General features: G+C 48.5%; 21 protein-coding genes. 6 read left to right on the top strand and 15 right to left on the bottom strand.

What is annotated here, in order from left to right:
- Positions 1-14: 14 nt before the first annotated feature.
- From ftsA to H8S52_RS04740, 13 genes are all read right to left on the bottom strand, one after another.
- Positions 15-1,406, bottom strand: a complete 1,392-nt coding sequence (ftsA, locus tag H8S52_RS04680) for a cell division protein FtsA (protein ID WP_186909380.1) — start codon at positions 1,404-1,406, stop codon at positions 15-17.
- Between the two features lie 54 nt (positions 1,407-1,460).
- A complete protein-coding gene (locus tag H8S52_RS04685; protein ID WP_186909381.1) occupies positions 1,461-2,198 on the bottom strand; it encodes a cell division protein FtsQ/DivIB in 738 nt (245 codons plus the stop codon).
- Positions 2,199-2,228: 30 nt separating this feature from the next.
- Positions 2,229-3,614 (bottom strand): UDP-N-acetylmuramate--L-alanine ligase, encoded by a 1,386-nt coding sequence (gene murC, locus H8S52_RS04690; protein WP_186909382.1) that lies wholly within the window; start codon positions 3,612-3,614, stop codon positions 2,229-2,231.
- A 7-nt stretch (positions 3,615-3,621) separates the two neighbouring features.
- Positions 3,622-4,770, bottom strand: a complete 1,149-nt coding sequence (murG, locus tag H8S52_RS04695) for an undecaprenyldiphospho-muramoylpentapeptide beta-N-acetylglucosaminyltransferase (RefSeq protein WP_186909383.1) — start codon at positions 4,768-4,770, stop codon at positions 3,622-3,624.
- A 38-nt stretch (positions 4,771-4,808) separates the two neighbouring features.
- Complete coding sequence (locus tag H8S52_RS04700; RefSeq protein ID WP_117940906.1) at positions 4,809-6,092, bottom strand: FtsW/RodA/SpoVE family cell cycle protein; 1,284 nt, start codon at positions 6,090-6,092, stop codon at positions 4,809-4,811.
- Positions 6,093-7,427 carry a UDP-N-acetylmuramoyl-L-alanine--D-glutamate ligase gene (gene murD / locus H8S52_RS04705; RefSeq protein ID WP_005656096.1) on the bottom strand — a complete coding sequence of 445 codons (1,335 nt, stop codon included), beginning with the start codon at positions 7,425-7,427 and terminating at the stop codon, positions 6,093-6,095.
- A gap of 110 nt (positions 7,428-7,537) precedes the next feature.
- The gene (mraY, locus tag H8S52_RS04710) at positions 7,538-8,806 is read right to left on the bottom strand and encodes a phospho-N-acetylmuramoyl-pentapeptide-transferase (RefSeq protein ID WP_016661086.1); all 1,269 of its coding nucleotides are present in this window, start codon (positions 8,804-8,806) and stop codon (positions 7,538-7,540) included.
- Positions 8,807-8,825: 19 nt separating this feature from the next.
- Positions 8,826-10,274 carry a UDP-N-acetylmuramoyl-L-alanyl-D-glutamate--2,6-diaminopimelate ligase gene (locus H8S52_RS04715; RefSeq protein ID WP_186909384.1) on the bottom strand — a complete coding sequence of 483 codons (1,449 nt, stop codon included), beginning with the start codon at positions 10,272-10,274 and terminating at the stop codon, positions 8,826-8,828.
- Between the two features lie 31 nt (positions 10,275-10,305).
- Positions 10,306-12,405 (bottom strand): penicillin-binding protein, encoded by a 2,100-nt coding sequence (locus tag H8S52_RS04720; RefSeq protein WP_186909396.1) that lies wholly within the window; start codon positions 12,403-12,405, stop codon positions 10,306-10,308.
- Between the two features lie 95 nt (positions 12,406-12,500).
- On the bottom strand, positions 12,501-12,860 hold the full coding sequence (locus H8S52_RS04725; RefSeq protein WP_117906482.1) for an FtsL-like putative cell division protein: 360 nt from the start codon (positions 12,858-12,860) through the stop codon (positions 12,501-12,503).
- 38 nt (positions 12,861-12,898) lie between these two features.
- A complete protein-coding gene (rsmH, locus tag H8S52_RS04730; RefSeq protein WP_016661088.1) occupies positions 12,899-13,810 on the bottom strand; it encodes a 16S rRNA (cytosine(1402)-N(4))-methyltransferase RsmH in 912 nt (303 codons plus the stop codon).
- Positions 13,811-13,834: 24 nt separating this feature from the next.
- Positions 13,835-14,329: a division/cell wall cluster transcriptional repressor MraZ gene (gene mraZ, locus H8S52_RS04735; protein WP_022103981.1), complete on the bottom strand. Its 495-nt coding sequence runs from the start codon at positions 14,327-14,329 to the stop codon at positions 13,835-13,837.
- A gap of 480 nt (positions 14,330-14,809) precedes the next feature.
- Positions 14,810-15,313 (bottom strand): RNA polymerase sigma factor, encoded by a 504-nt coding sequence (locus tag H8S52_RS04740; protein WP_005656120.1) that lies wholly within the window; start codon positions 15,311-15,313, stop codon positions 14,810-14,812.
- A 229-nt stretch (positions 15,314-15,542) separates the two neighbouring features.
- Here H8S52_RS04740 and H8S52_RS04745 point away from each other — a divergent pair, with 229 nt between their 5' ends.
- Complete coding sequence (locus tag H8S52_RS04745; protein WP_005656121.1) at positions 15,543-16,361, top strand: 1-acyl-sn-glycerol-3-phosphate acyltransferase; 819 nt, start codon at positions 15,543-15,545, stop codon at positions 16,359-16,361.
- Positions 16,362-16,398: 37 nt separating this feature from the next.
- On the top strand, positions 16,399-17,385 hold the full coding sequence (locus tag H8S52_RS04750; RefSeq protein WP_016661098.1) for a GNAT family N-acetyltransferase: 987 nt from the start codon (positions 16,399-16,401) through the stop codon (positions 17,383-17,385).
- 1 nt (position 17,386) lies between these two features.
- On the opposite strand, the gene H8S52_RS04755 is transcribed toward H8S52_RS04750, so the two are convergent.
- Positions 17,387-18,733: a deoxyguanosinetriphosphate triphosphohydrolase gene (locus H8S52_RS04755; protein WP_117984541.1), complete on the bottom strand. Its 1,347-nt coding sequence runs from the start codon at positions 18,731-18,733 to the stop codon at positions 17,387-17,389.
- A gap of 126 nt (positions 18,734-18,859) precedes the next feature.
- Here H8S52_RS04755 and dut point away from each other — a divergent pair, with 126 nt between their 5' ends.
- The 4 genes from dut to H8S52_RS04775 all read left to right on the top strand — a co-directional run bounded on the left by dut (position 18,860) and on the right by H8S52_RS04775 (position 23,062).
- Entirely contained in the window at positions 18,860-19,291 is a 432-nt protein-coding gene (gene dut, locus H8S52_RS04760; RefSeq protein WP_016661100.1) for a dUTP diphosphatase, read from the top strand.
- A gap of 89 nt (positions 19,292-19,380) precedes the next feature.
- Complete coding sequence (locus H8S52_RS04765) at positions 19,381-21,144, top strand: tetratricopeptide repeat protein (protein WP_117984539.1); 1,764 nt, start codon at positions 19,381-19,383, stop codon at positions 21,142-21,144.
- Between the two features lie 44 nt (positions 21,145-21,188).
- The gene (locus H8S52_RS04770; protein ID WP_005656127.1) at positions 21,189-21,767 is read left to right on the top strand and encodes a DUF4292 domain-containing protein; all 579 of its coding nucleotides are present in this window, start codon (positions 21,189-21,191) and stop codon (positions 21,765-21,767) included.
- The gene (locus H8S52_RS04775) at positions 21,764-23,062 is read left to right on the top strand and encodes a murein hydrolase activator EnvC (RefSeq protein ID WP_117665776.1); all 1,299 of its coding nucleotides are present in this window, start codon (positions 21,764-21,766) and stop codon (positions 23,060-23,062) included. The genes H8S52_RS04770 and H8S52_RS04775 overlap by 4 nt, the downstream gene beginning before the upstream one ends.
- A gap of 3 nt (positions 23,063-23,065) precedes the next feature.
- Here the strand turns inward: H8S52_RS04775 and H8S52_RS04780 are convergent, their stop codons facing one another.
- A complete protein-coding gene (locus H8S52_RS04780; RefSeq protein ID WP_186909385.1) occupies positions 23,066-24,133 on the bottom strand; it encodes a M20 family metallo-hydrolase in 1,068 nt (355 codons plus the stop codon).
- Between the last annotated feature and the right edge of the window lie 111 nt (positions 24,134-24,244).

Genomic DNA, 24,244 nt, shown 5'->3' on the forward strand with positions numbered 1-24,244 from the left:
TGTTAAAACTTATGTTACATTTTCTCTCCATCTCCTAGAATTTCTTCCTGAATTTTATCGAAGAGCCCCCAAAACCTGTTTGGTTTTGTATTGCCGGGTTTCTTCGTACCTGTACCGGTTTTGGTGCCCGACGTGGGTTTGGAAGGTTCGGGCTTCTTGGGGGCTTCTTTGACCGTATCTTTACCTGTATCAAATCCGATGACAGTTTGTGTGTCATTCGGGTCGTTGGGCTTTTCAAGGATCGGTTTCACCTCCTGCAGGCAGCAGTTTTCGTTGCCTGCGGCAAGAAGGCCGAGCAAGGTATTCTGCATACCGTCCTTGGTCAGTACGTCACTGAATCCGTGAACGGTATCATGCACGAAGCGCATCGTCTTTACTTTCTCTATTTTGCTTTGCTTGCGGAAAGCTTCCTCGATATTCTTCAGGTTTGCTCCGCCTCCGGTGAATACGACTCCGGAGAACAACTTATCCTCATAACCGGAGAGCTGCAACTGGTTCCATACGTTGGCAAGGATTTCTTCGGAGCGTGCTCCGATGATGTTGTTCAGCGTGGCCAGCTCAATGGCGCGTCCGTCTTCCAGTGCACATACGGCGGGTGTCTCGCTCTCTTCCTCTTCCTCGTAGAGGGCGTTGCCGTATTGCAGTTTCAGCTTTTCGGCATCCTGCTCTTCCATCTGCAGGGACGTGATGTCACGGGTAATGGTGTTGCCACCCAGCGGCAATACGCTCAGGTAACGGAGAATATTGTTCTTGTAGACTGAAATGGTGGTGGTATCGGCGCCGAAGTCCACCAGTGCACAGCCCGAACGCATCTCGTTTTCCGTTAAAACGGCGTTTGCCAACGCTATCGGAGCGATAAGCAGGTCGGCTATCTCCACCTTTGCCTGCTCGAAGCTGTGTTCCAGGTTCTTCTTGAGTGAGGCGCGTGCCACGATGTTGAGGAACTGTCCTGTGATGTGCTGGCCTGCCACGCCCACCGGGTCGGCTTGCAGGGTATTGTCTATCTTGTATTCTTGGGGGGCCACATCCAGTACACTCATGTCTGCCAACGGCACTTCAAGGTTCTCGTCACAGATGGAGTCTACCAGCTCTTGCGAGATGATGCCTTCTTCGTCCAGTGTACGACTCACCGCGTTTTTTACTGTGCGCAATGACTGTCCGCCGATGCCTACATATACTTTGGCAATGGAGTTGTTGAGCTGGTTTTCCAGCTTGTTGGTGATGGAAGCCAATGCCTGTGCTGTCTTGTCGATGTTGTAGATGACCCCCTTGTGGATAAACGAGGACGCATCTTCGCGTGCATAGGCCAACACCTGAATGCTTCCGTCACTGTTCTTCTTTCCTGCGATACCGGAAATCTTGGAAGAACTCAACTCAATAGCGGCGATGAAATCTGTTGTTGCCATAACTGTTTTATTTACTATTTTACTATTTACTGTCTACTATTTGCTGCGCGGTAACTATTCTCTTTTCGTGCAGATAATCTGGTTACCAAACTCAACACTGATACGGGAATATTTGTTCCAGCCTACCTTGTTCAATCCTTTTTCGTAGAATACCTTTACCCGTTTCAGCTTCCGTTCGAAGTCGTCCAGTTTACCGAGGTAGATGACATGGTCGCCTACGCGCGGTACCAGCTCTATGTTTTTGTCGGGCAATACATGAATCTGCTCGATTTGCGCGTTCCAGAACGAATTCTTTTGCAAAAATACACCAAACTTATATAAATCCCTCATGGCAAACGACTTTTCTACGTTTCCGGTCACAATGGCACGGTGCGCAACGCACTTTGCATCGGGCGGCATTACCGTGCCCTTATTGTCCAAATAGTAGTTCTCGCCGTTGGCGCTCATTATCCTCAGGATAGGGATGCGCTGGGTTACTTCGATACAGAGTTTGCCGCTCGGCGTCTTGTAACATTCCACTTCGTCGATGAGCGGATGCTTGGAGAGCGCCTGCTCCAACGTTTTGGTGCGGATACGGTCCAAGTGCTTGCCTATGGGACTGACGCCTTTCTTTTCGAGCATGGCGGCTACTTCCTTTTTCGTGATGAAGCCGGCATATACCGTGTCTTTGATAACCAGCTCCACATCACGGCACACTTGACCCGCCGGCTTCCGGTTGAAAGCGGTAACGGCCACTATCAGGTAGACAAGGACGAGCAACAGGACGATAGAAAGTAGAATCCTTTTAATCATAGGCTTATTTGCTGTTTACTGTTTTACGGTTTACGCTTTGCTGCGCTGTTCGAGCAGCCGGGCTATGGAAGGTACATAGTTGTCCAGGTCTCCGGCTCCCAGCACTATCAGCACTTCAACCGGTTTCTTCGAGAGCAGGTCGGGAATGTCTTCCTTCCTGCATATACACTTTTCGATGCCCGGGCGCAGGTTGTCGTATATGAGTTGGCTGCTGACACCGGGAATGGGTTGTTCGCGGGCAGGGTATATCTCTGTCAGAATCACTTCGTCCAGTAGCGAGAGGCTGTCTGCAAAGTCTTTGTAGAAGTCTCTGGTACGGGTATAGAGATGGGGTTGGAAGATAGCCGTTATCTTCTTGTCCCGGTAAAGTTCGCGGATAGACTTCACGCTTTGCGCGATTTCGGCGGGATGATGGGCGTAGTCGCTGAGGAATACGAGTCTGTCCGTCTTTATCTTGAAGTCGAAACGGCGGTCTACGCCGCGGAAACTGGCCATTCCCTGTCTGATTTCCTCATCGGTGACCCCGTTCAGGTGTGCAAGCGCCATGGCTGCCACGCCGTTCTCTATGTTGATGCCGATAGGTACACCGAGCCGGATATCGTTGATGCGGGTGTCCGGAGCAATGAAGTCGATGACGATTTCACCGTTTCCGATGCGGATGTTCTCGGCATGGAAGTCTCCTTCGTCGCGGGAGTAGGTATAAGTTCTTACGCCCGGCTGTACATCCGGCTGCAAGGCAAGTCCCTTCCGGATAATCAGTGCCCCTCCCGGTTGGATAAGGGTGGTGTAGTGGCGGAAGCTTTCAAGATAAGCCTCGCGCGTGCCGTATATGTCCAAATGGTCGGGGTCGGTAGAGGTGATAACGCTCATATAGGGAGAAAGCCAGTGGAACGAACGGTCGAACTCGTCGGCTTCGATTACGGTGTACGGACTGGTCGGAGATAAGAGCAGGTTTGTTCCGTAGTTCTTGGAGATGCCTCCGAGAAAAGCCGTGCAGCCCACATGCGACTGGTGGAAGAGATGCGCCGCCATTGTACTTGTGGTGGTCTTGCCATGCGTACCGGCAACGCAGAGTCCTTTGCTGCTGCGGGTAATCGTGCCCAATACCTGGGAACGTTTATGTATCTCGAAACCATTCTCCCGGAAATAGACCAGTTCGGCATGTTCCTGAGGAATGGCAGGGGTGTACACCACCAGTGTGCTTTCCTTATCCTTGCAATTTTCAGGGATGAGACCGGTGTTTTCCTCATAATGTATTTGTGCACCTTCTGCAATGAGATGCCCGGTCAGTTCGCTCGGCGTACGGTCATATCCCGCCACGAACTTGCCTTTGGATAGAAAATAGCGTATCAGTGCGCTCATGCCGATGCCGCCGGCACCGACGAAATAAACGGATTTTATGGTTTCTATATTCATGTACTTGTCATTTAATAAGTTTCAGCACCTCTTTGGCGATGACGGTTGCCGAGTCGGGCAATGCCAATCGGGCGATGTTGTTGCTCAATTCTTTCAGTTTATCACTGTCTTTTACCGTATCCAGTGCTGCGGGCAGGAGTTTCTCTTCGGCTTCCGCGTCCTTTACGTAGATGGCGGCGTCTTTATCGACGAGCGCCAGTGCGTTCTTGGTCTGGTGGTCTTCTGCCACATTGGGCGAGGGGACAAGGATTACAGGCTTGTGAAGCAGGCAGAATTCCGAAATGGAGCCAGCGCCGGCACGGGAGATTACCAAATCGGCAGCCGCATAGGCCTTCGCCATGTCTTTGATGAAATCCGTCACATACAGGTTGGGTATGGCATTGATGTGCGGGTGGTGTACGGCTTCACCGGTTACCGCGGTGATGGCGTCCCTTACCTGGTCGATGTATATTTTGCCGGTCTGCCAGATGAACTGTATGTCGGAGTTCTGCCGGATGACGTCAAGGCCGGCGGTCAGGGTGCGGTTAATGGTGCGTGCCCCGAGGCTGCCGCCCAGTATCAGGATAGTCTTTTTGGACGGGTTCAGGCTGAAGTAGCTTACGGCTTCTTCGTGCGCAACGGCATGTCCGAGCAAGTTCTGGCGGACGGGGTTGCCGGTCATGATAATCTTCTCTGCAGGGAAGAACTTTTCCATGCCTTCGTAGGCAACGCATATCTTGCAGGCTTTCTTGGCAAGCAGCTTGTTGGTGACACCTGCATAGGAGTTCTGCTCTTGTATCAGGGTAGGCACTCCCATCATTCCCGCCGTTTTCAGGGTAGGGCCGCTGGCATAGCCGCCTACGCCTACTGCCACCTGCGGATGGAATTGCTTGATGATGCTGCGCGCTTTCCATTGGCTGCGTGCCAGTTTCACCAATACGGCAAAGTTCTTCCACAAGTGCTTGCGGTCGAAGCCCGCCACGGGCAGGCCGATAATCTTGTAGCCGGCATCGGGTACACGCTGCATTTCCATGCGGCCTTCTGCACCTACGAACAGGATTTCTGCATCAGGACGCAATTCCTTAATCGCGTTGGCAATGGATACGGCCGGGAAAATGTGTCCGCCCGTACCGCCACCGCTGATGATAATGCGCGGCTTGTTGTTCTTTGTTTCCATATCTGAGTTTATCTACTTGCTACTACTGATAATTAATCTTATTCAAATTCGGCATCGCTGTTCAGCATCTTGGCTGTCGGCTCGGCAGCGCTTTGCGCTTCGCTGTAGGTGCTTTCGTTCCCGTTGCCGGTTTCCACCTGCATGGTGATTTGGGCATCGTGCGCTCTCTGTTCTTCCAGCTTGGCGGTATATCGGCTCACACTCAGTATCATGCCGATATAGGCGCAGTTTATCAACGTCGAAGTACCTCCTTTGCTGATAAGCGGCAGCGGTTGCCCGGTTACGGGAGCCAGTCCCACGGCCACCATCATGTTGAAGATGGCTTGCGACACCAGCAGCAGGGCTATGCCGATGATGAGGAAGGCGGGGAAGGTGCGGTCGCATTTCTTTGCGATACGTCCTACACGTATCAACAGACAGATGTAGAGGAATACGACTATGACGCCTCCTACCAGTCCGAGTTCCTCGATGATAATGGCAAAGATGAAGTCGGAGAATGCCTGGCTCAGGAAGTCACGCTGTACGGAGTTGCCCGGTCCCTTGCCGATGACATTGCTGGTGGCGACGGCGATACGTGCGTGGGCTATCTGGGCGTCTTTGTCTATATCGAATTTTGCGGCAGGCACTACCTCGTCACTCGTAAACTTCTCGATACGGGCACGCCACGTGTCGAACCGGTGCAGGAAAGGTATGTCGCTGTTCTTTGTCATCAGCAGGAAAGTTACGGCAACAATACCTACCGATGCCAGGCTGCCAATCAGCATCAACAGGCGTTTTGCAGAGACACGCCCTATGAACATCATCAGAAAGACTACCCCGAACAGCAATGCCGCCGTGGACAAGTTCTCCGGAGCAATGAGCAGGCAGATAACTCCGGTTATTATCATAATCCGCTTGAAAGCCTTCGGATTGGCGCCGTCCTCATCCTGCCCTTTGGACAGGATGAAAGCCGTGACTATGATAACCGCCATTTTGGCTATCTCCGAGGGCTGGAACTGTATGCCCATGAACGTCATCCAGCGCGCCGCCCCGTTGATACGTTCCATCATCATGACCAGTATCAGCAGTATTGCGGAAGCCGGCAACAGGAAGACAGGGAATACCTGAAACCATTTATAGGGGATGTTGTGCATAAGGACCACAATCACAGCACCTACCATCAGGATAATGCTGTGTTGGGTGATGGGCCCCCAATGGTCGCCGCTCTTATAGGTAAGCGTACTGGCAGCACTGAACACCTCTGTAATGGAGATGAGGCAGAGGAAGAGGAAAATAATCCAGATTACTTTGTCTCCTTTGAATATGCTTTTTAATAAATCCATTTATAACTCTCTTACGTATTTCTTGAATTGGTCGCCCCGGTCTTCATAGCTCTTGAAGAGGTCGAAGGAAGCGCAACAGGGACTCAATAATACTGTTTCGCCTTTCCGGGCTAATTTGAAAGCGGCGTCTACCGCGTCTTTCATGCCGGTCTGCACATCGGCCACCGGCAGACCGAGGCGGTCGAAAAAGCCGTGCAGCTTTTCATTGTGCAGTCCCAGGTAGACCAGCGCGGAGCATTTGCTACGTACCAAATCCTCTATTTCGGTATAGTCATTCCCCTTGTCTTTGCCGCCGAGGATAAGCACGGTTTTGGTTGTCATGCTTTGCAGGGCGTACCAGCAGGAATTGACATTGGTTGCTTTGGAATCGTTTATGAATTGGACGCCACGTACGGTCGCTACCTTTTCCAGACGGTGTTCTACACCTTTGAAGTCGGACAAGGCTTTGCGGATATCTTCTTTGCGGATACCTGCAAGGTTGGCGGAAATGCCGGCAGCCAATGAGTTATACAGGTTGTGGGTTCCTCGCAGGGCAAGTTCTTCCTGCTCCATATTGAAAGCAATCGGTTCGTTGATTTCCACTTCACCGTCTTCCACATAAGCGATGGCGCCGTCTTCCTTTACGGCGGCGAAAGGATAGGGATGGGCTTTTAAGCCGTGCTTTTCCAGCTCTCTGCGGATGATGGGGTCGTCGTTCCAGTAGATGAAAGCATCTTCCGGAGTCTGGTTTTGCGTGATGCGGAATTTGGCATCCACATATTTCTGCATGCAGTGATCGTATCTGTCCAGATGGTCAGGGGTAATGTTCATCAGAACGGCGATATTGGCGCGGAACTTATACATATTGTCCAATTGGAAGGAGCTGAGTTCGATAACATAATAGTCGTGCTTCTCCATGGCCACCTGCAAGGCAAGGCTGTTGCCGATGTTGCCTGCCAGCCCTACATTCAGTCCCGCACTCTTGAAGATGTGGTAAATGAGCGAGGTGGTGGTAGTCTTGCCGTTAGAACCGGTGATGCAAATCATTTTGGCGTTTGTATAACGTCCGGCGAACTCTATCTCGGAGATGATGGAGATGCCTTTTTCTTTCAATTTCAGAATCAGCGGAGCGTCGTTGGGGATGCCGGGACTTTTTACCACTTCATCGGCATTCAGTATCAGCTCTTCCGTGTGCTGTCCTTCCTCCCAGGCAATGCCATGTTTGTTCAGCAGTTCCTTGTATTTGTCTTTAATGGCAGACATGTCGGATACGAACGTGTCGAAACCTTTCACCTTGGCAAGTACGGCAGCTCCCGCGCCGCTTTCGCCTGCTCCTAAAACTACAATTCTACTCATATACTATTATAATTAAGAATGGAGAATGATGAATGAAGAATCCGGCTGCATATTGTGATGTGCTGTATCGGTAACTCTTCATTTTTCATTCATGATTCTTCATTGGGTTGTTATCTTATCTTTAACGTTATAATTGTTATTGCTGCCAGTACTATGGTTACGATCCAGAAGCGGACGGTAATCTTTGATTCATGGAACAATTGTGCCGGTTGGGTAAATACCACTTTGCAACCGGGCTCTATCAGGTTCATGCCGGTGCGGAAGTGGTCGTGTATCGGCGTCCGTTTGAAGAGACGCTGTTTTACCCCTTTCCGTTTGCCGGCTTTGTAGTATACCCGTTGCAGAATTACCGACAGGTTCTCTACAAGGAATATGCCGCATAGGATAGGTATCAGCAGCTCTTTATGGATGATAATGGCGTATACGGCAATGATGCCGCCGATGGTCAGACTGCCTGTATCGCCCATGAATACCTGTGCCGGGTAGGCGTTGTACCAGAGGAAGCCGATAAGTGCACCGATGAAAGCGCAGATAAAGATTACCAGCTCTTCCGAACCCGGTATGTACATGATGTTCAGATAACCGGCATATTCGATATGGCTGGATACGTATGCCAGTATGCCCAGTGTCAGACCGATAATGGCGGAGTTGCCCGCTGCCATGCCGTCCATGCCGTCATTCAGGTTGGCGCCGTTGGAAACGGCGGTTACTACGAATATGGTGACGAGTACGAACAGTATCCAGCCCGCCGTTTGTGCGTGTTCTCCCATGAAAGACACGAGGTCGGCATAGTCAAGGTTGTTGCTCTTGAAGAAAGGGATGGTAGTCTGTGTAGCCTTGATTTCTTTGGCGGCATGTACTACCTCGATGCCTTGTCCCGGTTTCTCTACCTCGATGTTTTCACGGATAACGACCTGCGGACTGAGATACAGGGTAAGCCCTACAATGAGTCCCAAGCCTACCTGGCCGATAATCTTGAACTTACCGTGCAGGCCTTCCTTGTCTTTCTTGAATATCTTGATGTAATCGTCGGCAAACCCTAATGAACCTAACCACACAGTGGTGATAAGCATCAGAATCATATAGATATTATTCAGTTTGCCCAGCAACAGGCAGGGAATCAGAATGGCAAAGATAATGATTACTCCGCCCATGCTCGGTACGCCCACCTTGTTTACGCCGAACGGGTCGATGTTGGCATCCCGTTGCGTCTCGGTAATCTGTTTGCGTTTCAGCAGGTCGATGAACTTGTCACCCCAGATGCTCGAAATGAGCAATGCCAGGATGATAGCCATCAATGCCCTGAAAGATGTATAGCCGAACATACCCGCACCGGGGAAGTCGTATTTATCTAACCATTGGAATAAGTAGTATAACATAATTTCTTACTTTATCACTTTAAAACATTATCGCCTTTAGTTCCTCTTTGTCATCGAAATGATGCTTCACTCCTTTTATCTCCTGATAATTTTCATGTCCTTTACCGGCTACGAGAATGACATCTCCCGGTTGCGCCAGCATGCAGGCGGTCTTTATGGCTTCTTTTCTATCGGTGATACTGATTGTCTTCTGCAAATCGTCCTTATCCAACCCTGCCAGCATATCGTTGATGATATCTTGCGGCTCTTCAAAGCGGGGATTGTCGGAAGTGATGATAACACGGTCGCTCAAACGGGCGGACTCTTTAGCCATGATAGGACGTTTCCCTTTATCACGGTTGCCGCCTGCGCCGACTACGGTAATCACTTTGCCTTTGCCTTCCAGTACGCCGTGGATGGCATTCAGCACATTCACCAACGCATCCGGAGTATGGGCATAATCCACAATGGCGGTAATGCCCTTCGGAGAGCGGATAGAGTCGAATCTGCCTGCTACAGGGTGCAAAGTGCTGAGGGCAACGAGCACATCTTCTTCTTTCTTTCCCAACAGTACGGCTGCGCCGAATACGGCAAGAAGGTTGGAAGCATTGAACTTGCCGATAAAGCGTACGGCCAGCTCATGGTTGTTGAAGTCGAGCAGCATGCCTTCAAAATGAGACTCCAATACTTTTCCCTTGAAATCGCTGAGGCTTCTCAATGAATACGTATATACGCTCGAACGTGTGTTCTGGGTCATGACCAGCCCGTTCTTGTCGTCCAGATTGGTCAGGCTGAACGCGTTCTTAGGCATGTCGTCGAAGAACTTCTTTTTTGCTTTGAGGTAGTTTTCGACAGTCTTGTGATAATCCAGGTGGTCGCGCGTAAGATTGGTGAAGATGCCGCCGGCAAACTTCAAACCGCTGATACGCTGTTGTGCGATAGAGTGGGAGCTGACTTCCATGAATGCGTATTTGCATCCGGAGTCTGCCATCTCACCCAGCAGGCGGTTAAGGGTAATCGGGTCGGGGGTGGTATGCTCGGTCGGCACGGGGCGGTCGTCAATGTAGTTGCATACCGTGGAAATCAGTCCGACTTTATATCCGAAATAACGGAATGTATTATATAATAAGGTGGCAATGGTTGTTTTGCCATTAGTGCCGGTTACGCCCACCAGCTCCATTTTGGAAGTGGGATCACCGTAGAAAGTGGTGGCAACCTTACCCACCGCATTCTCGCTGTCTTTTACTTGGATATATGTAACATCAGGATTTGTTTCCTCCGGCATGTCTTCGCACAGTACGGCTATAGCGCCTTTTTCAATGGCGGTAGGGATATATGCGTGACCGTCGGTCTGCGTACCGCGCATTGCCATAAACAAATGTCCGGCCGCAACTAAACGGGAGTCGATATTCACTCCTGTTATATCTTTCTCCGTACTGCCGATAATTTGTACCGGTTGTATCGCTTTTAATAGTTCGCTTAATTTCATTCCTTATTATATAATAATGTATATTCTTATATTAACGTAATGTCAAGGCTATTGTCTGTCCTTTTATCAATCGGCTTCCGCCTGCGATGGACTGGTTTCTTACCTTGCCGATGCCGTTGAGGCGTACTCTAAGTCCTTTGCTTTCCAGCAGATAAACAGCATCCTTGGCCCCCATGCCCACTACGCTGGGAACTATGCCGTCAGAAACTTTCTGATTTTGCAGGATAACGGCGGACGGGGCAGCCTGGCTGTGTCCCCACAACTCTCTCTTGTTTTCTACCTCAAACTGTTTCTGCACCGGAACATCCAATGTGTTGAGCACGCATAATGCCTCGTTCATCTCCCCGGCTTTTACCGCAGGAATTACATTGGTGGTGCTGTCTATCGCACTGCGTATATCGAACCGCAGATTCTTGGCATATACCCTTTCTGCAATCTTGCTGAATACGCTACCCGCCATCAAACCGCCCGATGCCGGAAGTCCAGGCTTCTGTATGGAAACGATGCAACTGTATTTGGGAGCCTCTGCCGGGAAGTATCCGCAGAAACTGACGAGATAATTTACCCGTCCCGCCTTATAACCGGCGGCACCTTGCGAAATCTGCGCCGTACCCGTCTTGCCGGCTACGGCAAACTGTTTGCTTCCGGCGGGTTTGGCCAAACCTTCGGCAACTACTTTGCGCAGAATCTCCCGTATCTGTGTCAGCGTATTGTCCGAGCAAATCTTCGGATTGATAACTTCCGTAGGAAAGTCACGGACAACCTCACCGTCTTTCACTGCCGCTTTTACGAATTTAGGGCGCACCATTGTACCGTTGTTGGCAATGGCATTATAGAAAGTCAGTATGTTCAGTGGCGGTACCTGCGTTTCATATCCTATACTCATCCAGGGTAACGTGGTCTTGGCAAAATACCGTTCTTTCGGACCGCGGATGTTAGGTTTGCCCTCTCCGGCTATTTGCAGGTGGAGCGGGCGGTCTATACCGATACGCTTCAATCCGTCTACGAACTTCTGCGGATTGTCGCTGTAGTGCTTGTCGATAAGATATGAAACGCCGATATTGGATGATACTTCCAGAATACGTGTCACATCAATCTTGCCATATCCGCCCCGATGCCAGTTATGGTCTTTCATCGGGCGGCCGTGCATCATCATGACGCCGTTGCCTGTGTCGACTTCCGTATGAGGAGTAATCTTTCCGTCTTCAAGGGCTACCATGATAGAGGCTGTCTTGAATGTGGAACCCGGTTCCAGCATATCGCTGATGGCGTTATTACGCATTTCGTAATAGTTGCCGTCGCCCGCTTTCATCATGTTGACAATGGCTTTTACTTCTCCGGTCTGCACTTCCATCAATACGGCAACGCCCACACTGGCGTTTATCTCTTTCAGCTTGTCTATCAGTGCTTTCTCGCAAATATCCTGCATACCTACGTCGATGGTGGAAATGATGTCGCAGCCGTCTACGGGAGCAATGTCCACGATATTCAGGTATTTGTTCATCACCTTCTGGCGATGAGTGATACCGTCGCGTCCTTTCAGCAGCGTATCAAAGGCAAGCTCGATACCGTTTTTGGCTCCTTGCGCTGTATCGGCATAGAGGTCGCCGAGTGTACGTGCCGCCAGAGAACCGAAAGGTTTCTTACGTTGGTTGAAAGGCTGTTCATGGAAGCCTCCTTTATATTTGTTTAGTTTGAATACCGGCAGTCTTTTAACTTCTTTGTACTGGATATAGGAGATACGTTTCGGGTAAATCAGGTAATTGCGGCTACCCTTTTTGCGTCCTCTTAACAGATGTCTTTTAAATTCGGCGGCACTTTTATCGGGGAATATCCGGTGCAATCCTTCGCAGATTTCTCTCAGATGATTCATAAGCATGGTGTCTTTCTTCTCTCCACCCGCTTTGAAGTCCATGTAAATACGGTACTCCGGTAGGGAGCTCGCCATTAATTTACCATCCGATGAAAGGATATTGCCGCGGTTGGGCTTCACCCTAACATTCTCCTTTACAAAGCGGTCGGCAACATCTTGCCAGTACTGACGTTCGGCAAACATGATGACAGTACCTTTTACGATAATAGCTACTCCTATCAGTCCCATGACGAGGACTACGAAGAAGTAGCGGGTCATTATATTTTTCTTGTTTACTGCCAAGGTTGTTTCGATTTACTATTATACTATATTACAGTTTACTTGTTTATCGGTTTGCTTACCATTATCCGTACTTATTTGATTAAGTACGGCGGATTGGTCGAAGTCTGCAAATCGCTCTCTTTCGTTGCGATGTATTCCTCGATACGCGATTGACGGCTCCGTTCCATCAGTTCGGAACTGCGTGTCAGGGCATCGTATTTTATATCTATCAGTTCTTTCTTGAGCTTGTCTATCTCTATCATCTGCTGCTGGCAGGCGTAACGGTTATGGATATAGAACAGAATAAGAACCATGATGAGGACAAGCAGCCTCGTCTGACGGCGGAAAAAGTCCGTAGCCAGAATATCACCGCCTATAATGTTCTTTAGCGAAGTCCGTCTTTTCACCTTTTCGCCTTTTTGCTCCTCTTGTTTATTATTTGTTTCATTCATCGTTCTATCTCTTTACAGCCTTATCGCTTCCCTCATTCTTACAGTTTTTCCGCAATCCTCAGCTTGGCGCTTCGCGAGCGCGGGTTGCGTTCTATTTCATCGTTATCCGGAACAATCACTTTATTGTTTACCAGACGGAAAGGCGTCTGTACGTTTCCGAAGAAGTCTTTTTCCGCCTTGCCCTCTATGTTGCCGGTCTTCATGATGTTTTTCACCATGCGGTCTTCCAGCGAATGATAGGTGATTACCACTAGCCTTCCACCCGGCTTTAATGCTTCCGTGGCTGCATATAACATCTCTTTCAACGCTTCCATTTCCCGGTTGACTTCGATGCGCAACGCCTGAAACACTTTGGCAAGCTCTTTCTTTTCTCTTTCACGTCCGAAGAGGGGCTTGATAATTTCCAGAAATTCCCCGATGGTGCCAATCTTTTGAGCGGCACGTGCCTTGACAATAACGGATGCCAGCTTGCGACTGTTCTTCAATTCTCCATACAGATAGAAAATGTCGGCAAGGCGTTCTTCATCGTATGTATTTACGATGTCGGCGGCTGTGAGTCCGGCACGCTTGTTCATCCGCATATCGAGGGCGCCGTCAAAACGGAACGAGAACCCCCGTTCGCTATCGTCGAAATGATGTGACGACACACCGAGGTCGGCGAGTACGGCATCTACCTGCTCGATGCCATGATAACGCAGGAAGTTATGCAGATACCGGAAGTTGCTGCGTACAAAAGTGAAGTGCGGATCGTTTACGATGTTCCGTTCGGCATCTTCATCCTGGTCGAAACCAAGCAGTCTTCCACCGTCTCCCAGGCGGGAGAGTATCTCGCGGGAATGGCCGCCTCCTCCGAATGTCACGTCTACATACGTTCCGTCCGGACGGATATTCATTCCGTCAACGCTTGGCATCAACAGTACCGGAATATGATATGTCGTTTCTTCTTTCATTTTTCTTTCATTACAATCGTTCTATTACTCTACGCTCTTATCGCTTGTCTCTGCTTCTTCCTCTCCCAGGTTTTCCTCTCCTAAAATATCTTGCAGCGCTTCGCTGAATTCTTCCGGGTTCATAAAGGGCTGTTCAGCCTTTTCTTTCGCCCATATTTCGATGGTGTTGTCCACGCCGATAAAGCGTACCTCGCTTTGTATGCCTGCCATTTGCAAGTAGCGTTTAGGTAGCAGGATGCGTCCGTTCCCGTCGGGAATCATGATTTCCGCATCGCTTACAAACTGTCGGAAAATTTGTTGGTGTTTCGCATTCCATTTGTTCAGCCGCTGCCGGAGTTGGTTTTGCGTTTTGAACCAGACGCTTTCGGGGTAGAGTATCAGGCAGTCCTGAAATACATCTTTACGCAATACGAGTCTCTCCTCGGAAGCAGCCTGCAACTGTTTCCGAAAGCCGGCAGGGATAAATACACGTCCCTTTGTATCCGTCTTTGCTTCAATATTGCCTAAAAAGCGTATCATTTTCACCTTATTATAATAAGCGACGGTAAAAGTACACATTTCCCCACAATTCCCCACAATGTTTTAACTAAAATCTTATTTAGAAGTTTTCAACAGCTTGTTGATTACTTATTCTATTGAAAATGAACAATGTGTTATGTTGCTTGTTTGGTGGAGGTATTGTGTGCTTCCCGAGTAAACACATGGTCTGTTGGCAGGAAATGCATCATCTGTTTAATGGGAATATATGGTGTGTTTGCCCCGAACAGATAGTGCGTTTTTGAATAAAACGATGTTTGTCCGTATCCCCTTCACCTTTCATTATGCCCTGTTGACGGCGTTTGGCGGGTGAACCCTGTAATTTGCGGTTGGCTTATGATTTGTCTCCCTATGCAAATGATTTTGTCCCGTAAGGCACATGAAACATCTTACGGGACAAAAAGAATCATCCCATGAGGCAGATATATTTACCCCATGGGATGATTTTATATAGAATGTTGACTAAACAAAATCTTTCAGTTCTTGTTGTAATTTTTGGCGGGTAAAGAAGATACGGCTCTTTACAGTTCCCAGTGGGAGTCCCAGCTTCTCGGCTATTTCGCGGTATTTAAAACCGGAAACATGCATGGAGAACGGTACTTTGTATTCGCGTGGCAGTGAATTGACGATACGGTGCATCTCTTTCAGGTCATATGCGCTTTCTGTGTTCTCGAATGCTGTGTCGCGCGGCAGGTTCAGGTGGTAAAGATTGTCCGTCTGGTCCACAAATGTCTGGTCGCGCACTACTTTACGATAATTGTTAATAAAGATGTTGCGCATGATCGTATATATCCAACCTTTGAAATTAGTATCGGGCATGTATTTATCTTCATTATCCAAAGCCTTGAGTGATGTTTCTTGAAGAAGGTCGTTGGCTTCTTCGCGGTCGGAGGTGAGCTTGTACGCAAAGCGTAATAAATCGTTTTGAACTCCGATCAGATCTTTTTTAAATGTCATACTATTCATAAATGTGCTTTGTTAAATGGTTACTTGTTCGTTTTGCCTTTTAGCATTGCAAGTTTACGAAAGTTCCGGCTTTTCGACAGGCTGTTTTTAAGCAATCTTTGGGGTGAAAACTATCAATTGATAGATTTTGGGTGCTATTTGATAGATTTTAGGTGCAGTTTTCTATCGAATATTTGCATTTAATTAAAAAGATGCGTTAATTTTGCGCAATCATTTCATCACAAAAAGAATGGCTGACGACTCTTTATTTTTGATTGACATTGATAAGATTCTTCGGGAGAAAGCTCCGAAGCATGTGAAGTATATCCCTAAGTTTGTCGTATCTTATTTGAAGCGCATTGTTCATCAGGATGAATTGAATGTTTTTCTGAGAGAGTCGAAAGATAAAGTGGGGGTGGAATTCCTGCAGGCTTGTTTGGACTTTCTGGATGCCAAATTGATAGTGAAGGGCAAGGAGAATCTGCGAAAAGACGGTCTTTATACATTCGTTTCCAATCATCCCTTAGGCGGACAGGATGGAGTGGCGTTGGGCTATGTACTCGGGAGTTTTTACGATGGAAAGGTGAAATATATGGTAAATGACCTGCTTATGAACCTGCATGGACTGGCTCCTCTTTGTATTCCTATCAATAAGACCGGCAAGCAGGCCAAGGACTTTCCGAAAATGGTAGAGGCCGGGTTTGCATCGGACGATCAGCTCATTATGTTTCCTGCCGGGCTTTGCTCGCGTCGCCGGAATGGGGTTATCCGCGATTTGGACTGGAAAAAGACGTTTATAGTAAAGAGCGTTGAAGCGCACCGCGATGTAGTACCCATTCATTTTGACGGCCGTAACTCCGATTTTTTCTATAACCTGGCGAATCTTTGCAAAACGTTGGGTATCAAGTTTAATATAGCCATGTTGTATCTGGCAGATGAAATGTTGAAAAACCGTCATAAAACATTTACCATTACTATAGGTAAGCCTATTCCCTGGCAAACATTCGATAAGACGAAAACACCTGCCCAATGGGCGCAGTATGTGAAAGATATTGTGTATAAATTGTAAGTTGAACATTGAATATAAAAAAATAGAAGCTCGGAAGATGGAAGATATTATTGCACCGATAAGCAAAGAACTGCTGAAAGCGGAGTTGACCGAAGACAAACGCTTGCGCATGACGAATAAGAGTAATAATCAGATATATATTATTACTGCTCAGGATTCACCCAATACGATGAAGGAAATTGGACGTCTGCGTGAGATTGCATTTCGTGCTGCCGGTGGCGGAACAGGAATGTCCATGGATATTGATGAGTACGATATTATGGATAATCCTTATAAGCAGTTGATAGTCTGGAATCCGGAAGAGGAAGAGATATTGGGCGGTTACCGCTATATTCTCGGTACGGATGTACGCTTCGACGAGCACGGTGCGCCGATTTTGGCTACTGCGCACATGTTTAATTTTTCCGAGAAATTCTTGAATGAATATCTTCCTACTACCATTGAGCTTGGACGTTCATTCGTGACGCTCGAATACCAGTCTACCCGTCGCGACAGCAAAGGTTTGTTCGCATTGGATAATTTGTGGGACGGCTTGGGTGCGCTGACAGTGGTTATGCCCAACGTGAAGTATTTCTTCGGAAAGGTTACCATGTATCCCAGCTATATCCGTAAAGGACGCGACATGATTCTTTATTTCCTGAGAAAGCATTTTGCCGATAAAGACAGTCTGATTACTCCGATGAAACCGCTGCAATTGGAGTCGGACGAGGAAGAACTGGCTGCATTGTTCTGTAAGGATACATTTAAGGAAGACTATAAAATATTGAATGGCGAAATCCGTAAGTTGGGATACAATATTCCGCCGTTGGTAAATGCCTACATGAGTCTTAGTCCGACAATGCGTATGTTCGGTACGGCCATTAATTACGGTTTCGGTGATGTGGAAGAAACAGGTATCCTGATTGCCGTCGATGAAATCCTGGCGGAAAAGCGCATCCGCCATATCCAGTCATTCATCGAAAGCGAGCCGGAAGCATGCAAACTGACTTCCGGGGCGAATAAGATATTCTATCCGAGCAGATAAATCATACAGCCGGCAGGCTGTTTCCGTTGATTTTCCGGTAGAGGTCGAGGGCGAATACATCCGTCATGCCGGATATGTAGTCCAATACGGCCTGTATCCTTTCATACAGTGCAGTTGCTTTCATATTATATTGTCCGGATACCCGGTTAATGAGCAACTGCGAATATGCTTTTTCCGGTGAACGTACCGCATCGATCATCAGTTCGAGCAAGGTGCTGATGATACGGAAGCCGGCAAGTTCTATGTCCAATACATCGCGCGAACGGTATATCTTCTTGAAAGATACCTCTGCGCAATGTTGGTAGGCCGCGGCAGGCCGTTCGGTGATATGCTTGATGAGACTTCCCTCAAATTCCCCTTCCAGTATCTGTACTTCGTTATCGAGGAATGCCCGGGTGCATTCGCCGATAAGCAGCCCGATGACGGAAGAACGCAGATAGGCTATCTGCTCATTGGTGTCGCTCACAATCTTGAGCGTATCGAGGATGTGCGCCTTACGTTCGTCGGGAAAGTAGGCCAGCAGCAGGTCCTGCGTTTCCTGCGTAGTGAGAATCTTCAGTTTGTGGGCATCTTCGATATCCATCATCTGGTAGCAGATGTCATCTGCCGCTTCTACCAGGTAGACAAGCGGGTGACGTGCGTATTTCAAAGGTGAACCGTTAAGTTGTTTCATCCCCAGTTCTTCGGCTATTCGCCGGAAACTTTCTTCTTCGGTAGTAAAGAAGCCGAACTTGGATTTCTGTCCTGCCAGACTCGATGAAAAGGGGTATTTTACGATGCTGGCAAGTGTGGAATAGGTCAGGACGAAACCGCCTTTGCGGCGTCCTTCAAACTGATGGGTAAGCAGACGGAAAGCATTTGCATTTCCTTCAAAATGAGTCAGGTCTTCCCATTGTGCCGGGGTGAGTTGTTCTCCGTCTGGTTGTTTTTCTTTTAATGCCAGCCCTTTTCCTTCCGAAAAGAAAGTAGAGATGGCGCGTTCGCCGGAATGTCCGAATGGCGGATTACCCAAATCGTGCGCCAGGCATGCTGCGGAAACAATGGCACCGATTTCGGGCAGATAAGAGTCTTGCAGTTCGGGGCGGCGGGCAAGGATGGCTTTGGCTACGTCATTGCCCAGCGAACGGCCTACGCAGGAAACTTCCAGACTATGTGTCAGCCGGTTGTGTACGAATATGCTGCCGGGCAGAGGGAACACTTGTGTCTTGTTCTGCAATCTCCGGAAAGGTGCGGAGAAGATGAGGCGGTCGTAATCCCGCTGAAATTCAGAACGGTTCTCGTGACGCTCTTTATGAAACTCTTCCAAGCCGAATCGTTTGGCGGATATGAGGGTATTCCAGTCCATCATGTTCTTACTTTCTTATTATTTAACTGCAAATGTATGACTATTTGCTTCAAAATCCGTAATTTTGTCCGTTAAATAGTGAATTAAAGTAATCTCAATCGTAACTTCATTGAAATGGCAAATAATAGTATGACCGTCCGAATTATAAATAAGTCGAAACATCCGTTGCCTGCATACGCCACCGAATTGTCTGCCGGAATGGACATCCGTGCCAATCTTTCCGAGCCGATAGCTTTGGAACCGTTGCAGCGTTGCCTGGTTCCTACAGGTTTGTACATCGCTTTGCCGGCTGGGTTTGAGGCACAGATTCGTCCCCGTAGCGGTTTGGCTATCAAGAAAGGTATCTCGGTATTGAATTCTCCGGGTACTATCGATGCAGACTACCGCGGTGAAATCTGTATTATCCTCGTAAATCTTTCTTCGGAAACATTTATGATTGAGGACGGAGAACGAATCGCCCAAATGGTAATTGCCCGCCATGAGCAGGCCGTATGGCAGGAGGTGGATGTGTTGGATGAAACGGAACGCGGTGCCGGTGGCTTCGGACATACGGGCGTGTAGTTGGGATGGGGTATGAGTGATTAGCGATGAGTGATGAGTGATGAGTGATTGACGGAGGGTTGCTTATACCATTTGATTTTATATAGATAATGAGCATATTCAATAATAAGAAAATAGGGCTGTTTTTGTTGGTGGCGGGCTTCTTGCTTGTCTCCTGCGGGACGTCCCGTAAGCAGGCAAAGGCATTATCGGCGAAGCCTGTGGCGGAACTTACTCCGGAACAGCAGCGTAAGTACGATTACTTCTTTTTGGAAGCAGCCCGTCTGAAGATTCAGAAAGACTATGATGCGGCTTTTGATTTGCTGCAACATTGCCTGACTATCAATCCGAATGCTTCGTCGGCCTTATACGAACTGGCGCAATATTATTTGTTCCTGAAGCAAGTGCCTCAGGGGCAGGCTGCATTGGAGAAGGCCGTGGAAAACGATCCGGATAATTATTGGTACAGTCAGGGACTGGCAAATCTTTATCAGCAACAGGACGAAAAGGAGAAAGCGATGAAGCTGCTGGAAGATATGTCCATACGTTTCACCGACAAGCTGGATCCGCTTTATGCCTTGTTGGACATTTATAATCGGCAGGAGCAGTATGATAAGGTGATTGCCACTTTGAACCGGATTGAGGAGAAGATGGGCAAAAGCGAGCAGTTGAGTATGGAGAAGTTCCGTATTTATCTGCAAATGAAAGACAATAAGAATGCTTTCCATGAGATAGAGAGCCTGGTTGCGGAGTATCCGATGGATTCCCGTTATCAGGTTGTGCTGGGGGATGTATATATGCAGAACGGAAAGAAAGAGGAAGCATATAACATGTACCGCAAGGTGTTGGATGCCGAGCCGGATAATGCCATGGCGATGTATTCGCTGGCGTCCTATTATGAGGAGACCGGTCAGAAGGACCTTTATCAGCAGCAGTTGGACACTTTATTGCTCAACAAGAAAGTTCCTTCGGAAACGAAACTGAATGTAATGCGCCAGTTTGTCGTGCAGAATGAGCAGGACGGTAAGGACAGTACGCGGGTTATCAGCCTTTTCGACCGTATTCTGGAACAAGAGCCGGATGATGCCGGGATACCGATGCTTTACGCTCAGTATCTTTTATCTAAAGGAATGAACAAGGAAGCCTTTCCGGTACTGCGTCAGGTGTTGGCAATCGATCCTACCAATACGGCTGCGCGTATGATGTTGCTGGGTGAAGCGGTACGCAAGGAGGATTACAACGATGTGATTGATTTATGCGAAGCCGGCGTTGAAACCAATCCGGAGATGCTGGAGTTCTATTTCTATCTGGCTATCGCTTATAACCAGGCGGAACGGACGGATGATGTGATTTCCATTTGTCAGAAAGCATTGACGCAAATTACGGCGGATAGTAAGAAAGAGGTCGTTTCGGATTTCTATTCCATTTTGGGAGACGCCTATCATACGAAAGATTTGAATACGGAAGCCTATGCTGCCTATGATTCGGCGCTGGTGTACAATCCTTCCAATATCGGAGCTTTGAACAATTATGCTTATTACCTGTCTGTCGAGCGCCGTAATCTGGATAAAGCCGAGGAGATGAGTTATAAGACGGTGAAGGCGGAACCTGATAATGCCACCTATTTGGATACTTATGCCTGGATTCTATTTGAGAAAGGCAATTATGCCGAGGCCCGTTTGTATATAGACGATGCCATGAAAAGTGACGGAGGCAAAAGCGACGTCATCGTAGAGCATTGCGGCGACATCTACTATATGACGGGTGATGTGGACAAGGCTCTGGAGTATTGGAACCAGGCATTGAAGATAGGCAGTAAGTCCAAGACCCTACAGGAGAAGATTCGGAAGAAGAAGTATATCAGTGATAAGTAAGTCGGTAAAACGGTGAAGTGATACATAATAAAAGTAACAAGGTAATGGAACAAACAAAATTCAATGGCAGGACTCTGGTCTTTATGCTCTTTATCCTCTGCTGTCTGGCAGGCTGTAAAACCACCCGGAAGGCGGAGACGTCCAAATTTCCCGAAAGTACCCGCTACCTGTCTTCCAAGGTGCGGCTGACCGTTCCTACCAAAGACGCCGTTTTCACTGTAAACGGTACGATGAAGCTGATAAGCGGCGAACGGATGCAGCTTTCTTTCCTCATGCCTATCATACGTACAGAGGTGGCGCGCATGGAGGTGACACCCGAAGAAATATTGCTGGTAGACCGCATGGGCAAGCGTTACGTCCGTGCTACCCGTAAGGAATTGAAAGATGTGCTACCGAAGAAAGCCGACTTTGCTCATTTGGAAAAGATTCTATTCAATGCTTCCAAACCCAACGGAAAGAAAGAGTTGTCGGGAAAGGAATTGGGCATTCCTTCGCTGGAGAAAGGCAGAATCGAGTTATCCGGCTTTTCCAATAATTCGTTTTCGCTGACGCCTACCGAGCTGTCTTCAAAGTACACGCAAGTTGAGTTGAATGAAATATTAGAAATGCTGATGAGCTTATGAGACGTTTGCTTTGTATTTTTATAGGTTGTTTCTGTCTGGCTTTTCCGCTTCTTGCCCAGTCCAACAAACTGATAAAGGAATTGGAAAGCAAGCGCGGTGCTTTGCAAAAGCAGATTACCGAATCGGAAACACTTCTGAAAACTACAAAGAAAACCGTAAGCAGCCAGTTGAACGGACTTGCCGCTTTGACGGGGCAGATAGAGGAACGCAAACGCTATATTCTTACCATAAATAACGATGTAGAGTCGATAGACCGTGAGCTATCGTCATTGGAACGCCAGTTAGGAAAATTGCAACGCGACTTAAAGGACAAGAAGAAGAAATACGAGTCGTCTGTCCAGTACCTTTATAAGAACCGTTCCATTGAGGAGAAGCTGATGTTTATTTTCTCTGCACGGAGTCTAGCGCAGACCTATCGTCGTTTGCGTTATGTGCGTGAGTATGCCACTTACCAACGCCTGCAGGGCGAGGAAGTGCTGAAAAAGCAGGAACAGGTCAATAAGAAGAAAGCGGAACTCAGGCAGGTGCGGGCTGCCAAAGCCAATCTGCTGAAAGAGCGCGAGGCCGAGAAAGTAAAACTGGAAGCGCAGGAGAAAGAAAAGCGTATCCTTGTGGCCGATTTACGGAAGAAGCAACGCGGATTACAGAACGAGATTGCCAAGAAGCGGCGCGAGGCCAGCCAACTTAATGCGCGTATCGACCGCTTGATTGCCGAAGAAATAGAGAAAGCCCGCAAACGTGCCGCAGAGGAAGCACGCCGTGAAGCGGCTGCCCGCAAGAAAGAAGCGGCTAAAGCGGATAAGTCGGGAACGTCCGCTTCCGGAAAAAAGGTTGCTCCTCTGGAAACTTATACCATGAGTAAGGCCGACCGCGAGCTGTCCGGTGACTTTGCCAATAACCGCGGCAAGCTGCCTATGCCTATCAGCGGAGCCTATATCATAACCAGCCATTACGGGCAATATGCCGTGGAGGGATTGCGCAATGTCAAGTTGGACAATAAAGGTATCGACATCCAGGGAAAACCGGGGGCGCAGGCGCGTGCCATCTTCAACGGCAAGGTGGCAGCCGTATTCAAACTGAACGGGCTGTTTAATATCCTTATCCGTCATGGAGCCTATATTTCCGTATATTGCAACCTGGCTTCCGCTTCGGTGAAACAAGGTGATACGGTCACTACCAAGCAAGCTATCGGCCAGGTATTCTCGGATGGGGCGGACGGCGGACGTACGGTACTTCATTTCCAGCTACGCCGTGAAAAGGAGAAGCTGAATCCCGAACCCTGGCTGAACAGATAAGTTTTATATCATTGCTCCGTCCAGCAGGTCCAGATAAAGTGCAATAGCCTCTTCAATCTCTTTGACGAAGATAAACTCATCCGCAGTATGGGAGCGGCTGCTCTTGCCCGGTCCTATTTTCATGGACGGGAAAGACATCAGTGCCTGGTCTGAAAGGGTAGGCGAACCGAAAGGAGTCCGGCCCATCGCAACGGCCTTTTTTACCAGCGGGTGTTCGGGAGAAACATGCGAAGAACCCAAGCGGAAAGAACGCGCTTTGGCTTCACAGGCGATGTGTTTCCGTATCTCGTCGAAAAGTTCCTGGTTGGTGTAACATTCGTTACTGCGGATGTCGACTACGAATGTGCAGCGGTCGGGTATTACATTGTGCTGTGTCCCTGCATTCGCCATGGTTACACTCATTTTTACCGGTCCCAATAAAGCCGATTCTTTCGGGAAACGGTAATCGCGGAACCAGGCAATGTCGTTCAGCACCTTGTATATGGCGTTGTCGCCTTCGTTCCGGGCAGCATGTCCCGACCTGCCGTAGGCGGTGACATCCAGTACCATCAGCCCTTTTTCGGCAATGGCGGGTTGCATCTCCGTGGGTTCGCCCACAATGGCGAATTGTATGGGCGGCAGCTCCGGCAGTACGGACTCTACTCCTTCCTTGCCCGACACCTCTTCCTCGCAGGAAGCCAGGTAAATCAGGTTGTAAGCCTGTGTAGTTCGGCACAATTGCAGGAATACCTGCAGCAGGCTGACTACGCTTGCTCCGGCGTCATTGCTTCCCAAACCGTAAATCTTGCCGTTCTCTTCCGTTGGGGTGAACGGGGCTTTCCGCCATCCGTTTACGGGCTTCACCGTGTCGATGTGCGAGTTCAGCAGCAGCGTAGGCTTGTTCAGGTCGAACATCGGGCTGAGACACCATATATTGTTGCCTTTCCGTCCGGTTGCCATTCCCTGCATTTCGATGTAATTCTGAAGAAAGTCCGCGGCCTGCTCCTCTTCGCGGCTCAATGATGGTATGGCTATCAATGATTTAAGCAGTCCGATTGCCTCGGAAACCAGTGTTTCTATATCCGTTGTCATCGTTGGGTTCTGTTATATATTCGTTATTACTTTGCAAACTTACGGATAAATCCCGAAAAAGGGAGATAGTTTCAAATAAAACTAATACCTTTGTACCCATATTTACCAATT

The organism is Bacteroides sp. NSJ-48 (genome assembly GCF_014287405.1).
Lineage (GTDB): Bacteria > Bacteroidota > Bacteroidia > Bacteroidales > Bacteroidaceae > Bacteroides > Bacteroides stercoris.